Consider the following 12,218-nt stretch of genomic DNA (forward strand, 5'->3'; position numbering starts at 1 on the left):
TAACCGCAGGTCGGGGGCCTTCCGAAGGCCAGTACGGACGCCCTAGGGTGATCCGTATGCGAGTCCACGTGGTCAGCGACGTACACGGCAACGCCGAAGGACTGGCCCGGGCGGGCGACGGCGCCGACGCCCTGGTGTGCCTGGGCGACCTGGTGCTCTTCCTCGACTACGCCGACCACTCGCGCGGCATCTTCCCCGAGCTCTTCGGCGTCGAGAACGCCGACCGTATCGTCGCGCTGCGCACCGCGCGCCGCTTCGAGGAGGCCCGCGAGCTGGGGCGGCTGCTGTGGGACGGCATCGACCGCGAGTCGGCCGTCGAGGCGGCGGTCCGCAAGCAGTACGCCGAGCTCTTCGCCGCCTTCCCCACCCCCACCTACGCCACCTACGGCAATGTCGACATCCCCACCCTCTGGCCCGAATTCGCCCGGCCCGGCACGACGGTGCTCGACGGCGAGCGGGTGGAGATCGGCGGCCTGGCCTTCGGGTTCGTCGGCGGCGGCCTGCGCTCGCCCATGCGCACCCCCTACGAGATCGACGACGAGGCCTACGCCGCCAAGCTCGCCGCCCTCGGCGACGTCGACGTGCTCTGCTCGCACATCCCGCCCGACGTGCCCGAGCTCTGCTACGACACCGTCGCCCGCCGCTTCGAGCGCGGCAGCTCCGCCCTGCTGGAGACCATCCACGCAATCCGCCCCAAATACGCGCTCTTCGGCCACGTCCACCAGCCGCTCGCCCGCCGGATGCGCATCGGCGCCACCGAGTGCGTCAACGTCGGCCACTTCGCATCGACCGCTACACCGTGGGTGCTGGAGTGGTGACGGGCCGCGCAAGGTAGCCTTCACCGGCAGACATTCGAGGCCGCGGACCGGTACGGAGGAGCCACGCAGATGGCGGAACACACCAGCTCGAGCATCACGATCGAGGCGACCCCGGCCCAGGTGATGGCAGTGATCGCCGACTTCGACCGCTACCCGGAGTGGACCGGGGAGGTCAAGCAGGCCGAGGTGCTGGAGAAGGACGAGCAGGGGCGCGCCCTGAAGGTGCGCCTCGTCCTGGACGCCGGCGCCATCAAGGACGACCACACGCTCAACTACAGCTGGCCCGAGCCGGGCGTCGTCGCCTGGACCCTGAACAAGTCCCAGATGCTGCGCCAGCTCGACGGCTCGTACAGCCTGGCACCGGCGGCGGGCGGTGCGCACACCGAGGTGACGTACCAGCTCACCGTCGACGTCAAGATCCCCATGCTCGGGATGATCAAGCGGAAGGCGGAGAAGGTCATCATCGACCGCGCCCTGGAGGGCCTCAAGGCGCGCGTGGAAAGCGGCGTGACGTCCTGACACCGGGCGTCCTCCCCACGCCCTGACACCTTTCCGCCCGGAGGCTCCCCCTTGCGTACGGTCCTCGTCACCGGTCCCGGCGGCGCGGGCCGCACCACCGTCTCGGCGGCCACGGCACTGGCCGCGGCCGCCGCCGGGCGTCGCGTCCTGCTGCTCACCTGCGACCGCGGCCCGGCCCCCGACGCCGTGCTCGGCACCGCACTGCCCGCCCCGGAGGAGGACGGCAGCGGCGCCTGCGCCCCGCCCGTCCCGGTGGCCCCCGGGCTGTGGGCCGCCCGCGTGGCCGTCGGCGAGCACTTCCGCACCCTCGCCCGCGATCTGCAGGACCGCGGCACCTCGCTCTTCGACCTCCTCGGCGCCACCCCGCTGGACCCCGAGGAGCTCACCGAACTCCCCGGCGCCGAGCACCTGGCCGTCCTCGCCGCCCTGCGGGCCGCCCACGACGCCGGCAACTGGGACCTGCTCGTCGCCGACATGCCGCCCGTCCACGAGACCGTGCGGCTGCTCGCCCTGCCCGAACAGCTCGGCCGCTACCTGCGCCGCCTGCTGCCCGCCGAACGCCAGGCCGCCCGCGCGCTGCGGCCGATGCTCGCCCAGCTCGCCGGGATGCCGCTGCCCGCCCAGAAGCTCTACGAGACCGTGGAGCGCTGGCAGCAGGAGCTCTCGGCGGTCCGCGAGGTGCTCGAAGCCGAGGGCACCACCGTGCGCCTGGTCGCCGAACCCGGCCCGCTCGGCAACGAAGTGCTGCGCACCGCCCGCGCCGGGCTCGCCCTGCAGGGCTGCCGCGTCGACGCGCTCGTGGCCAACCGGATACTGCCCGCCGCCCCGGCCGACCCCTGGCTCGCCGCCCTCGCCGACGAGCAGCGCACCGCCCACAAGGCGCTGTGCGAGGAGTTCCTGGCCGACGGCGTCACCGTGCGCGACCTGCCCCACCTCGGCCGCGCCCCGCGCGGCCGGGAGGACCTCGCCGAACTGGCCCCGCACGCCGCCCTGCCCGACTCCGCGCCGCGGCCGCCCGTCACCGACGGCTGGAGCGTGGAGGACCGCCGGGCCGAGGACGGCATGCTGCTCTGGCGCATCCCGCTGCCGGGCGCCGAGCGCGACGGGCTGCGCCTGGTCCGCCGCGGCGACGAACTGATCGTCGGCATCGGCCCGTTCCAGCGGGTCCTGCCGCTGCCGTCCGCCCTGCGCCGCTGCAGCGTCGCCGGCGCCGGACTGCGCGACGGGGAGCTGTGCGTGCGCTTCATACCCGATCCCGATCTCTGGCCAAGGACTCCCTGAACAGCGCCGGGTCAGTCGGGTAACGTCGAGGGAAAGTCCAGCTGCAGGAGTCCGTCATGAGCGAAGCCACCGAGCGCCCCGGTCCCGCCGCGGAGCCCGATCCCGACGCATGGGAGCGGGCCTGCGCCGAGGACCTCGCCGCGGAGAAGGCCCGCCGCCGGGCCCAGCAGGGGCACGAACAGCAGCCCGGCACCGCCGCCGAGGAGCTGCGCAAGCTGGTCGACGCCGTCGCCGACAAGGTCTCCTCGCTCCAGCTGCCGCTCGCCGGAGAGGCGGTCCAGGGCGCCGTCCAGCAGGTCGTCGCCCAGGCCAAGGCCGCCGCCCTGCCCGTCATCGAGCGCAACCCCGAGGTCTTCGACCACCTCGCCGCCGCGGGCTCCGAGCTGCTGGCCGCCTGCCGCGCCGCCGTCCACGGCCACGAGCAGCGCTGGACGCGAGGGGCCACGGGCGAGGGCACCGAGCGCCCCGGCCCCGGCAAAGATGACGGAGCCGCAGGCGGATCCGAACGCATCGACCTCGACTGACCTGGCCTCCGGTACGGTTGACCACGGCGGGGTTCGAGCGAATAACTGAGGGACACATGGGACTCACCATCGGCGTCGACATCGGCGGCACGAAGATCGCGGCCGGCGTGGTCGACGAAGAGGGCTCGATCCTCGCGACGTGCAAGGTGCCGACCCCGGGGACCCCCGAGGGGGTCATCGACGCCATCGCGGACGCGGTGCGCACGGTCAGCGAGGGCTTCGAGGTCGAGGCCGTCGGCATCGGCGCGGCGGGCTACGTGGACGACAAGCGGGCCACCGTCCTCTTCGCCCCCAACATCAACTGGCGGCACGAGGCGCTCAAGGACAAGGTCGAGCAGCGCGTCGGCCTCCCCGTCGTCGTCGAGAACGACGCCAACGCCGCCGCCTGGGGCGAGTACCGCTTCGGCGCCGGCCAGGGCCACGACGACGTCATCTGCATCACGCTGGGCACCGGCCTCGGCGGCGGCATCATCATCGGCAACAAGCTGCGCCGCGGCCGCTTCGGCGTGGCCGCCGAGTTCGGCCACATCCGCGTGGTGCCGGACGGCCTGCAGTGCGGCTGCGGCAGTCAGGGCTGCTGGGAGCAGTACGCCTCCGGCCGCGCCCTCGTCCGCTACGCACGCCAGCGCGCCCAGGCCACCCCGGAGAACGCGGAGATCCTCCTCGGCCTCGGCGACGGCACCCCCGAGGGCATCCAGGGCAAGCACATCAGCGACGCCGCCCGCCAGGGCGACCCGGTGGCGATCGACTCCTTCCGCGAGCTGGCCCGCTGGGCCGGCGCGGGCCTGGCCGACCTCGCCTCCCTCTTCGACCCCTCGGCGTTCATCGTCGGCGGCGGCGTCTCGGACGAGGGCGACCTCGTCCTCGAACCGATCCGCAAGTCCTTCCGCCGCTGGCTGGTCGGCAGCCAGTGGCGCCCGCACGCCCAGGTGCTGGCCGCCCAGCTGGGAGGCAAGGCCGGTCTGGTGGGCGCCGCGGATCTGGCCCGCCAGGGCTGAACCCTAAGGATTCACCCCACCTCTGAGCGGAGCGGCGATGCTCGCGGACCTGCCGGAATCCTCGACCGAAGCGGATGCGTCCGTGGTCCGCGTGCTCTCCTACAACATCCGCTCCATGCGTGACGACGTCGGGGCGCTGGCCCGGGTCATCCGGGCCTGCGCTCCCGACGTCGTCTGCATTCAGGAAGCCCCCCGCTTCTTCCGCTGGCGCAAGGCCGCGGCCCGCCTGGCTCGTGCGTCGGAGCTGGTCCACGTCACCGGCGGCGCCACCGCCTCCGGCCCGATGGTCCTCTCCTCGCTCCGCGCCCACGTGGAGCGCACCGAGGACGTCCTGCTGCCCCGCACCCCCGGCCTGCACCAACGCGGCTTCGCCACGGCGGTGCTGCGCTTCGGCCGGGCCCGGCTGGGCGTCCTCAGCTGCCACCTGAGCATCAATGAAGCCGAGCGCTACGGGCAGGGCAAGCTGCTCCTGGACCAACTGGCCGGAATGACCGGGCCGGACGTCCCGTACGCCGTCGCCGCCGGCGACCTCAACGACCGCCCCGGCGGCCGGACGTTCGGCCTGCTGGCCGCCTCGCTCCAGGACGGCTGGGCCACGAAGCCGTGGGGCAAGGAGCACACGACGCGGCTGGGCGATCCGCCGCAGCGGATCGACGCGGTGTTCGCCACCGCGGGCGTGGAAGTGCTGGGCTGCGGCGTGCCGATGGGGCTGCCGGGCGTCGCGGAGACCGACCTGAGGGCGGCGACCGACCACCTGCCCGTACTGGCGGCGGTACGGGTGCCCGCCGCCCCGGCTCCGAAAACGCCCTAGCGCTCTAGACGACCGCGCCGCGCCCCGGATCGTCGTCGTCCTCGCCGTCGCCGTCCTTCATGCGCAGCACCAGCGTGGCGAAGCCCCCCAGGAAACCGCCGACCCCCAGCGTCGTCACCCACCAGGTCAGCTCCTGACGCAGCAGCACCATGACGAGCAGCAGCAACGGCCCGCCCAGCACGGCGATCCACGCGAAGCGCGAGGTGACGTCCCCGGTGGGCAGCGGCGGCGGCTCCGGCGGTACGAAGTGGCCCTCGTCGAGCTCGTCGGCCCGGTCACCGGCATCCGCATCCGTCGCATCCGCGGCGTCGCCGGGGGTCTTCTCCGCATCCCGGCCACGGGGGCCGACGCCGGGTGCGTAGACGATGAAGCCGCCCGGCCGCGCCGGGGTGGCGCGCGGAGGCTCCTCGCCGGGCGGAGCCGCGACCGCGCCCGGCTCGTCGTCGACGATGTCACCCGAGGCGGGCCACCGGCCCTTCTCCGGGTCCGGCTGCTCGCCGTACGCCGCCACGAGCTCGGCCCACGCCGCGTCCTCGTCGAGCGGGTCGCGGCTCTCGTCGCGGTCCGCGTCGCGCTCAGCCATGAGCCGCCGTGCCCTGCTCGTGTGCGGCCGGCCCGGCGGCGGGCGTGAGCCGCTCGATGAAGGCGTCGGTCCGCGCGAAAATCGACTCCGCATCGTGGTCGAGCGTCGCCACGTGGTAGCTGCGCTCCAGCAGCCGCTCGGTGACGTCGCGCGAGGAGACCCGGGAGAGGATGCGCGCCGAGTCGGCGGGCGGCACCACATGGTCCTCCGGGCTGTGCATCAGCAGCAACGGCTGGGTGACCTGGGGCAGTTCGGCATCCAGCATGCGCAGGAAGCGGCGGAAGGAGTGCGCGGCGTGCAGCGGCACCCGGTCGTAGCCGACCTCGGCGGCGCCCGGCTTGGCGATGTCGCTCGCGATGCCCTTGGTGGTCGGCACGAAGTGGCGCACCACCGGAAGCGCCCGGGCCGAGAGACCATGGACCTTGTTGGCGGGGTTGACCAGCACGATGCCGGAAACGGCGTCTCCGTGCTTCGCCGCCAGCCTCAGTGCCAGGGCACCGCCCATGGACAGGCCGCAGACGAAGACCGTGGCACAGCGCTCGCGCAGCGCCCACAGCTCGCGGTCGACCTCCGCGTACCAGTCCTGCCAGCCGGTGAGCTGCATGTCGCGCCAGTGGGTGCCGTGCCCCGGCAGCAGCGGCAGCGAGACCGTCAGGCCCCGCTCCGCGAGATGGTCGGCCCAGGGCCGGACGGACTGCGGGGAACCGGTGAAGCCGTGACACACAAGGACGCCGACCTCTCCGCCGTCATGGCGGAACGGCTCGGCACCGGGGAGGAGCGGCACCGGGATCTCCGATCGAATGGCACGAAGGCAACGGGACGAGCAGGGTCTGCCCCTCAGCGTACGCGGAGCGCCGCACGGCGGGTAGGCAGGTTAAGGTCTCCTCGTCACACACAGGAGGTTCTCGGTTGTTCTACGGCGCTATGAAGCTGTCCATCGGCGGGTCGCTGAAGCTTGCCTTCCGGCCGTGGGTGGAGGGCTTGGAGAACATCCCGGACGAGGGGCCAGCGATCCTGGCGAGCAACCACCTGTCGTTCTCGGACTCCTTCTTCCTGCCCGCGGTGCTCACCCGCAAGATCACGTTCATCGCGAAGCAGGAGTACTTCACCTCCCCCGGAGTCAAGGGAAAGCTGACGGCCGCCTTCTTCAAGGGCGTCGGCCAGCTCCCGGTCGACCGCTCGGGAGCGCGCGGCGCGGGCGAAGCCGCGATCAAGAGCGGCATCGAGGTGCTGGAGCGCGGTGAGCTCTTCGGCATCTACCCGGAGGGCACCCGTTCCCCCGACGGCCGCCTTTACCGCGGCAAGCCCGGCGGTCTCGCCCGGGTCGCGCTGGCCACCGGCGCCCCCGTGATCCCGGTCGCCATGATCGACACGGAGAAGGTGCAGCCGCCCGGGAAGGTCCTGCCGAAGATGATCCGGCCGGGCATCCGGATCGGCAAGCCGCTGGACTTCAGCCGCTACCACGGCATGGACGGCGACCGCTTCATCCTCCGCTCGGTGACCGACGAGGTCATGTACGAGATCATGAAGCTCTCCGGCCAGGAGTACGTCGACATCTACGCGACCGCCGCCAAGCGCCAGATCGCGGACGAGGCGAAGCGGAAGGCCGAGGAGGAGAAGGCGGCCAAGGCCGCAGGCCTCGGCAAGGCGGACGAGGCGGAGCAGGACCCGGAGGCGTAAGGCGCGCCCGGCTTGAGGGGTTGGGCATGACACAGGGCACCAGGCGCCCGCGTGCCGTGCGGATGTCGGTGGAGCTGCCCCTGTGGCGCGCCCTGACCGGCTACCGCATTCTCACGCTCGCTTACGCGCTCGGGCTGTTCTTCCTGAACTACCACCGGTACGCGCATCCGCCGGGAGCCGCCCTCTACATGGGCGTACTCACCCTGTGGATGCTGCTGACCTGGAACCGGGTCACCGCGCCCGAGCGCTGCACCCGCCCGTTCCTGATCGCCGACCTGGCCATCGCGCTGTGCGGGGTGCTGCTCAGCGCCGTCGTCGACACCCCCGCCCGCATCGCCGGAGGCGCGGCCACCCTGCCGTCCATCTGGACGGGCGGCGCCGTGCTGGGGCTGGCCATCAAGGGCGGCTGGCGGTGGGCGGCGGCCGGCTCGACGCTGGTGGCCGCCGCCAACCTCGTCGAGCGCGGCGCCCTCGCCCGCGACACCGTGCACAACGTCCTGCTGGTGTGGGTCTCCAGCGTCGCCATCGGCTACATCGTCGAGGTGGCGCGGGCCAGCGAGCGCACGCTCGCCCGCGCCCTGCAGATCGAGGCGGCGACCCGCGAGCGGGAGCGGCTGGCCCGGGACATCCACGACAGCGTGCTCCAGGTGCTGGCCATGGTGCAGCGCCGCGGCGCGGCCCTCGGCGGCGAGGCCGCCGAGCTCGGCCGGATGGCGGGCGAACAGGAGATAGCGCTGCGCACGCTGGTCGCGGGCGGCCTGCTGCCGCCCCGGCGCTCCGCCGAGCAGCTCGCCGAGGACGCCGAACTGGTCCGCAGCGTCCACCTGGCGCCCCAGCCGCCCGCAGGCCCCTGCGACCTGCGGGCGCTGCTCACGCCGCACGAAGGGGCGGGCGTCTCCCTCGCCGCGCCCGGCACCCCCGTCCTGCTGGAGGCCGCCGCGGCGGCGGAGCTGGCGGCGGCCGTCGGCGCCGCCCTGGACAATGTCGCCCAGCACGCGGGCGAGGGCGCGCGGGCCTGGATCCTGCTGGAGGACGAGCCCGCCGAGGTGATCGTCACCGTGCGGGACGACGGTCCGGGCATCGCCGAGGGACGGCTCGCGGACGCGGAGCGGGAGGGGCGCATGGGCGTCGCCCTGTCGATCCGCGGCCGCCTGCGGGACCTGGGCGGCAGTGCGGACGTGGTGTCGGTGCCCGGACAGGGCACCGAAGTCGAATTGAGGGTTCCTCGGGGGAGTGGGGTCGGACAGTGAGCGAAGAACACGGCAGCGGCGAAGAGCGGGCCCGCGCGGTCAGGGTCATGGTGGTCGACGACCACCCGATGTGGCGCGATGCCGTCGCCCGGGACCTGGACGGCGCCGGATTCGACGTGGTGGCCACCGCCGGGGACGGACCCCAGGCGGTGCGCCGCGCCAAGGCCGCCGTCCCCGACGTGCTCGTCCTGGACCTCAATCTGCCGGGCCTGCCCGGCGTCGCCGTCTGCAAGGAGCTCGTCGCCGACCGCCCCGGCCTGCGCGTCCTGGTGCTCTCCGCCAGCGGCGAGCACGCCGACGTCCTGGAGGCGGTGAAGTCCGGCGCCACGGGCTACCTGCTGAAGTCCGCCAGCACCGAGGAACTGCTGGACGCCGTGCGCCGCACCGCGGCCGGCGACCCCGTCTTCACCCCGGGCCTGGCCGGGCTGGTCCTCGGCGAGTACCGGCGGCTGGCCGCCGACCCGGCCCCCGCCGCCCGCGACAAGCCGGACACCCCCCGCCTCACCGACCGCGAGACCGAGGTGCTGCGCCTCGTCGCCAAGGGACTGTCCTACAAGCAGATCGCGGAACGGCTGGTTATTTCCCACCGCACGGTGCAGAACCATGTTCAGAACACCTTGGGCAAGCTCCAGTTGCACAACCGCGTGGAGCTCGTGCGCTACGCGATAGAGCGAGGTCTCGACGGCGCCTGACCCTTCGCGGCCGGGCGGCGTCCGGCGTACTCGAAGGGAAGGTGTCATGCGGATCGGAGTGCTCACCGGCGGCGGCGACTGCCCCGGCCTCAACGCGGTCATCCGGGCCGTCGTCCGCAAGGGCGTCCAGGACCACGGTCACGACTTCATCGGCTTCAAGGACGGCTGGCGCGGCCCGCTCCACGGAGCGGTGGTACAGCTCGGCATCCCCGCGGTGCGCGGCATCCTGCCCCGCGGGGGCACGGTGCTCGGGTCCTCGCGGACCAACCCCTTCAAGGAGCCGGACGGCGTCCGCCGGATCCTGGACAGTCTGGCCAAGTACGAGGTGGACGCCCTCATCGCGATCGGCGGCGAGGACACGCTGGGCGTCGCCTCCCGCCTCCACGAGGAGCACGGCATCCGCTGCGTCGGCGTGCCCAAGACCATCGACAACGACCTCTCCGCCACCGACTACACCTTCGGCTTCGACACGGCCGTCAACATCGCCACCGAGGCCATCGACCGGCTGCACACCACCGCCGAATCGCACATGCGCGTCCTGGTGGTGGAGGTCATGGGCCGCCACGCGGGCTGGATCGCCCTGCACTCCGGCCTGGCCGGCGGCGCCAACGTCATCCTCGTCCCCGAGCGGCGCTTCGACCTCGACGAGGTGTGCGGCTGGGTCACCTCGCGCTTTCGCGCCAGCTACGCGCCGATCGTCGTGGTCGCCGAAGGCGCCATGCCCAAGGACGGCGACCTCGTCCTCAAGGACGCCGCGGCGCAGGACTCCTTCGGCCACGTCCGGCTCTCCGGGGTCGGCGAGTGGCTCGCGAAGGAGATCGAGCGCCGTACGGGCAAGGAGGCGCGCACCATCGTGCTGGGGCACGTGCAGCGCGGCGGGACGCCCAGCGCGTTCGACCGGTGGCTGGCCACGCGGTTCGGGCTGCATGCGATCGCCGCCGTCGACGACGGGGATTTCGGGACGATGGTCGCCCTCCAGGGCACGGACATCGTGCGGGTGCCGCTGGCGGAGGCGACGGCGCAGCTCAAGACCGTGCCGGCCGCGCTGTACGAGGAGGCGAAGGTGTTCTTCGGCTGAGGCCGGGGCCATGGCCCACCCACCCGCCGGAAGCGGGTGGGTGGGCGAGCTCAGACCAGCACCGCCGCGAGCAGCTCGGCCACGATCGCCGAACCGTTCAGCGTCAGCACCGACTCCGGGTGGAATTGCATGCCGGCGAATCCCGGCCCCCGCAGGGCATGCACATCCCCTGTGCCGGGATCCCGGCACAGCTCGGCGGCATCGGTCTCACCCCGCGCGGCGAACGTGTTGTAGAAGCCCACGACCTCCTCCCGCCCGAAGAAGTCGATCCGCTCCTGCGCCCCCTGGCAGGGCACCGCCTTCCGGACGATCTCCAGCCCCAGCTCCGCCGCGATCAGCTCGTGGCCCAGGCACACGCCCAGCAGCCCGTGCCGGTGCTCGCGCAGCAGGTCCGCCGCCAGCCCGCGCAGCAGCCGCATCTTCGGGTCGGCCGCGTCGCCAGGGTTGCCGGGGCCGGGCCCCAGCACCACGGGACCCTCGTGCGCCAGGGCGGCCTCCCGCAGCCCCGGCTCGTCGTAGCGGCGCACCGTCACCGCCAGCCCCGTGGTGTGCAGCACGTGGGCGAGCATCGCCGTGAAGGTGTCCTCGCCGTCGACGACCAGCGCGTGTCCCCTCGGCGCCGGGGCGGGGTCCGGGGTCTGCATCCGGAGCCAGAAAGGGGCCAGATCCGCGCGCCGGGCGTCCAGTGCGGCCCGTACCCGGGGATCGTCGCCGAGCAGGAGGGGCGCGGCGGCCGTCCGGCGTACGGCGGCCGGGCGCACCCCCAGCGCCGAGAGCACGCCCGCCGCCTTGGCGTGGGTCTCGGCGACCTCGGCGCGGGGGTCGGAGCGGCGGACGAGCGTGGCGCCGACCGCCACCCGCAGCCGGCCGTGGCGGTCGATGTCGGCGGTGCGGATGAGGATCGGCGAGTCGAGGGTCTGGGCCCCGCCCGCGTCCCGGCCGATGAGGGCGAGGGCGCCCGCGTAGTAGCCGCGGCCGCCGGGCTCGTACCGCTCGATGACCCGGCAGGCGTTCTGCACTGGCGAGCCGGTGACGGTCGCCGCGAACATGGTCTCCCTGAGCACCTCCCGCACGTCCAGCGAGGAGCGGCCCCGCAGCTCGTACTCGGTGTGCGCGAGGTGGGCCATCTCGCGCAGCCGGGGGCCGACGACCACGCCGCCCATGTCGCCGACCGTGCACATCATCTTGAGCTCCTCGTCCACGACCATGGACAGCTCCTCCACCTCCTTGCGGTCGTGGAGGAAGGCGAGCAGGCCCTCGGCGGTGGGCCCCTCGGCGGGGTAGCGGTAGGTGCCGCTGATGGGGTTCATCACGACAGTGCCGCCGGTCATCCGCACGTGCACCTCAGGGCTGGCGCCGACCAGGGTGCGGCCGGGGGTGTGCAGCACGTACGTCCAGTAGGCGCCGCGCTCGCCGGCCAGCAGCCGCCGGAAGAGGGCCAGCGCGTCGGCGGCGCGGAACCCAAGGATCTCGCCCTCGAAGGTGCGCCGGATGACGAAATTGGCCCCCTCACCGCTGCCGATCTCGTCCTCGACGACGCGCTCGACGATGCGCGCGTACTCCTCGTCGTCCACGTCGAAGGCCCCGCCCTCCACCCGTACGTCGTGGGCCGGCAGCGCAGCCATGACCTCGGCGAGCGGCAGGTCGTGGGCCTCCTCGGGCCGCAGGACGAGCAGTGGGGTGCCGTCGTCGCGGACGTCGAAGCCGCGCTCACGGATCTGCCGGAAGGGCACGACGGCCAGCGCGTCGTGGACCGGGCCGCCGGGTGCGGGCGGACCGTCGGGCAGCGGGATCCCGGCGAGGCTGTCCGCTTCGGTGACGGGTCCGAGCAGCAGCTCGACGATGTCCTCGGCGTGGCCCGGGGTGCGGCGGTGGAGCAGGGCGAAGGGCGGGCAGGCGGGGCCGGCCAGCCGCGCGAGCAGGGCGGCGGTGTCGACGTTCATGGCGGGGTGTTCCTTCCGTCAGGGGGAGGAACGGCCTGTGG

13 protein-coding genes are annotated in these 12,218 nt (G+C 73.4%); 10 read left to right on the forward strand and 3 right to left on the reverse strand.

What is annotated here, in order from left to right; genetic code table 11:
• Positions 1-56: 56 nt before the first annotated feature.
• From FHS39_RS09170 to FHS39_RS09195, 6 genes are all read left to right on the forward strand, one after another.
• Entirely contained in the window at positions 57-818 is a 762-nt protein-coding gene (locus tag FHS39_RS09170; protein ID WP_184348166.1) for a metallophosphoesterase family protein, read from the forward strand.
• Between the two features lie 69 nt (positions 819-887).
• A complete protein-coding gene (locus tag FHS39_RS09175; protein ID WP_184348168.1) occupies positions 888-1,337 on the forward strand; it encodes an SRPBCC family protein in 450 nt (149 codons plus the stop codon).
• A gap of 51 nt (positions 1,338-1,388) precedes the next feature.
• Positions 1,389-2,618 carry an ArsA family ATPase gene (locus tag FHS39_RS09180; protein WP_184348170.1) on the forward strand — a complete coding sequence of 410 codons (1,230 nt, stop codon included), beginning with the start codon at positions 1,389-1,391 and terminating at the stop codon, positions 2,616-2,618.
• A 56-nt stretch (positions 2,619-2,674) separates the two neighbouring features.
• Positions 2,675-3,142 (forward strand): DUF5304 domain-containing protein, encoded by a 468-nt coding sequence (locus tag FHS39_RS09185; RefSeq protein ID WP_184348172.1) that lies wholly within the window; start codon positions 2,675-2,677, stop codon positions 3,140-3,142.
• Between the two features lie 56 nt (positions 3,143-3,198).
• Positions 3,199-4,140 (forward strand): ROK family glucokinase, encoded by a 942-nt coding sequence (locus FHS39_RS09190; protein WP_184348182.1) that lies wholly within the window; start codon positions 3,199-3,201, stop codon positions 4,138-4,140.
• 37 nt (positions 4,141-4,177) lie between these two features.
• Entirely contained in the window at positions 4,178-4,951 is a 774-nt protein-coding gene (locus FHS39_RS09195) for an endonuclease/exonuclease/phosphatase family protein (RefSeq protein WP_184348184.1), read from the forward strand.
• A gap of 4 nt (positions 4,952-4,955) precedes the next feature.
• On the opposite strand, the gene FHS39_RS09200 is transcribed toward FHS39_RS09195, so the two are convergent.
• Both FHS39_RS09200 and FHS39_RS09205 read right to left on the reverse strand, forming a co-directional pair.
• Positions 4,956-5,534, reverse strand: coding sequence for a hypothetical protein (locus FHS39_RS09200; RefSeq protein WP_184348186.1), 579 nt, complete (start codon positions 5,532-5,534; stop codon positions 4,956-4,958).
• Positions 5,527-6,318 carry an alpha/beta fold hydrolase gene (locus FHS39_RS09205; RefSeq protein WP_184348188.1) on the reverse strand — a complete coding sequence of 264 codons (792 nt, stop codon included), beginning with the start codon at positions 6,316-6,318 and terminating at the stop codon, positions 5,527-5,529. The genes FHS39_RS09200 and FHS39_RS09205 overlap by 8 nt, the downstream gene beginning before the upstream one ends.
• A gap of 125 nt (positions 6,319-6,443) precedes the next feature.
• Between FHS39_RS09205 and FHS39_RS09210 the strand changes: the two genes are divergently transcribed.
• From FHS39_RS09210 to FHS39_RS09225, 4 genes are read left to right on the forward strand one after another with little or no spacing between them, the layout of a single operon-like run.
• Positions 6,444-7,214 carry a lysophospholipid acyltransferase family protein gene (locus FHS39_RS09210; protein WP_184348190.1) on the forward strand — a complete coding sequence of 257 codons (771 nt, stop codon included), beginning with the start codon at positions 6,444-6,446 and terminating at the stop codon, positions 7,212-7,214.
• 26 nt (positions 7,215-7,240) lie between these two features.
• Positions 7,241-8,464, forward strand: a complete 1,224-nt coding sequence (macS, locus tag FHS39_RS09215; RefSeq protein ID WP_246470004.1) for a MacS family sensor histidine kinase — start codon at positions 7,241-7,243, stop codon at positions 8,462-8,464.
• 47 nt (positions 8,465-8,511) lie between these two features.
• Positions 8,512-9,156, forward strand: a complete 645-nt coding sequence (locus FHS39_RS09220; RefSeq protein ID WP_184348830.1) for a response regulator — start codon at positions 8,512-8,514, stop codon at positions 9,154-9,156.
• A 46-nt stretch (positions 9,157-9,202) separates the two neighbouring features.
• On the forward strand, positions 9,203-10,234 hold the full coding sequence (locus FHS39_RS09225; RefSeq protein ID WP_184348192.1) for a 6-phosphofructokinase: 1,032 nt from the start codon (positions 9,203-9,205) through the stop codon (positions 10,232-10,234).
• Between the two features lie 50 nt (positions 10,235-10,284).
• Here the strand turns inward: FHS39_RS09225 and FHS39_RS09230 are convergent, their stop codons facing one another.
• Complete coding sequence (locus FHS39_RS09230) at positions 10,285-12,177, reverse strand: anthranilate synthase family protein (RefSeq protein ID WP_184348194.1); 1,893 nt, start codon at positions 12,175-12,177, stop codon at positions 10,285-10,287.
• Positions 12,178-12,218 lie beyond the last annotated feature (41 nt).

Source organism: Streptomyces olivoverticillatus (genome assembly GCF_014203555.1).
GTDB classification, from domain to species: domain Bacteria; phylum Actinomycetota; class Actinomycetes; order Streptomycetales; family Streptomycetaceae; genus Streptomyces; species Streptomyces olivoverticillatus.

Excerpts from the sequence above, each read along its gene's own strand:
- FHS39_RS09170 (WP_184348166.1), top strand. The coding sequence starts at position 57 with ATGCGAGTCCACGTGGTCAGCGACGTACACGGCAACGCCGAAGGACTG.
- FHS39_RS09175 (WP_184348168.1), top strand. The coding sequence starts at position 888 with ATGGCGGAACACACCAGCTCGAGCATCACGATCGAGGCGACCCCGGCC.
- FHS39_RS09185 (WP_184348172.1), top strand. The coding sequence starts at position 2,675 with ATGAGCGAAGCCACCGAGCGCCCCGGTCCCGCCGCGGAGCCCGATCCC.
- FHS39_RS09190 (WP_184348182.1), top strand. The coding sequence starts at position 3,199 with ATGGGACTCACCATCGGCGTCGACATCGGCGGCACGAAGATCGCGGCC.
- FHS39_RS09195 (WP_184348184.1), top strand. The coding sequence starts at position 4,178 with ATGCTCGCGGACCTGCCGGAATCCTCGACCGAAGCGGATGCGTCCGTG.
- FHS39_RS09200 (WP_184348186.1), bottom strand. The coding sequence starts at position 5,534 with ATGGCTGAGCGCGACGCGGACCGCGACGAGAGCCGCGACCCGCTCGAC.
- macS (WP_246470004.1), top strand. The coding sequence starts at position 7,241 with ATGACACAGGGCACCAGGCGCCCGCGTGCCGTGCGGATGTCGGTGGAG.
- FHS39_RS09220 (WP_184348830.1), top strand. The coding sequence starts at position 8,512 with ATGGTGGTCGACGACCACCCGATGTGGCGCGATGCCGTCGCCCGGGAC.
- FHS39_RS09225 (WP_184348192.1), top strand. The coding sequence starts at position 9,203 with ATGCGGATCGGAGTGCTCACCGGCGGCGGCGACTGCCCCGGCCTCAAC.
- FHS39_RS09230 (WP_184348194.1), bottom strand. The coding sequence starts at position 12,177 with ATGAACGTCGACACCGCCGCCCTGCTCGCGCGGCTGGCCGGCCCCGCC.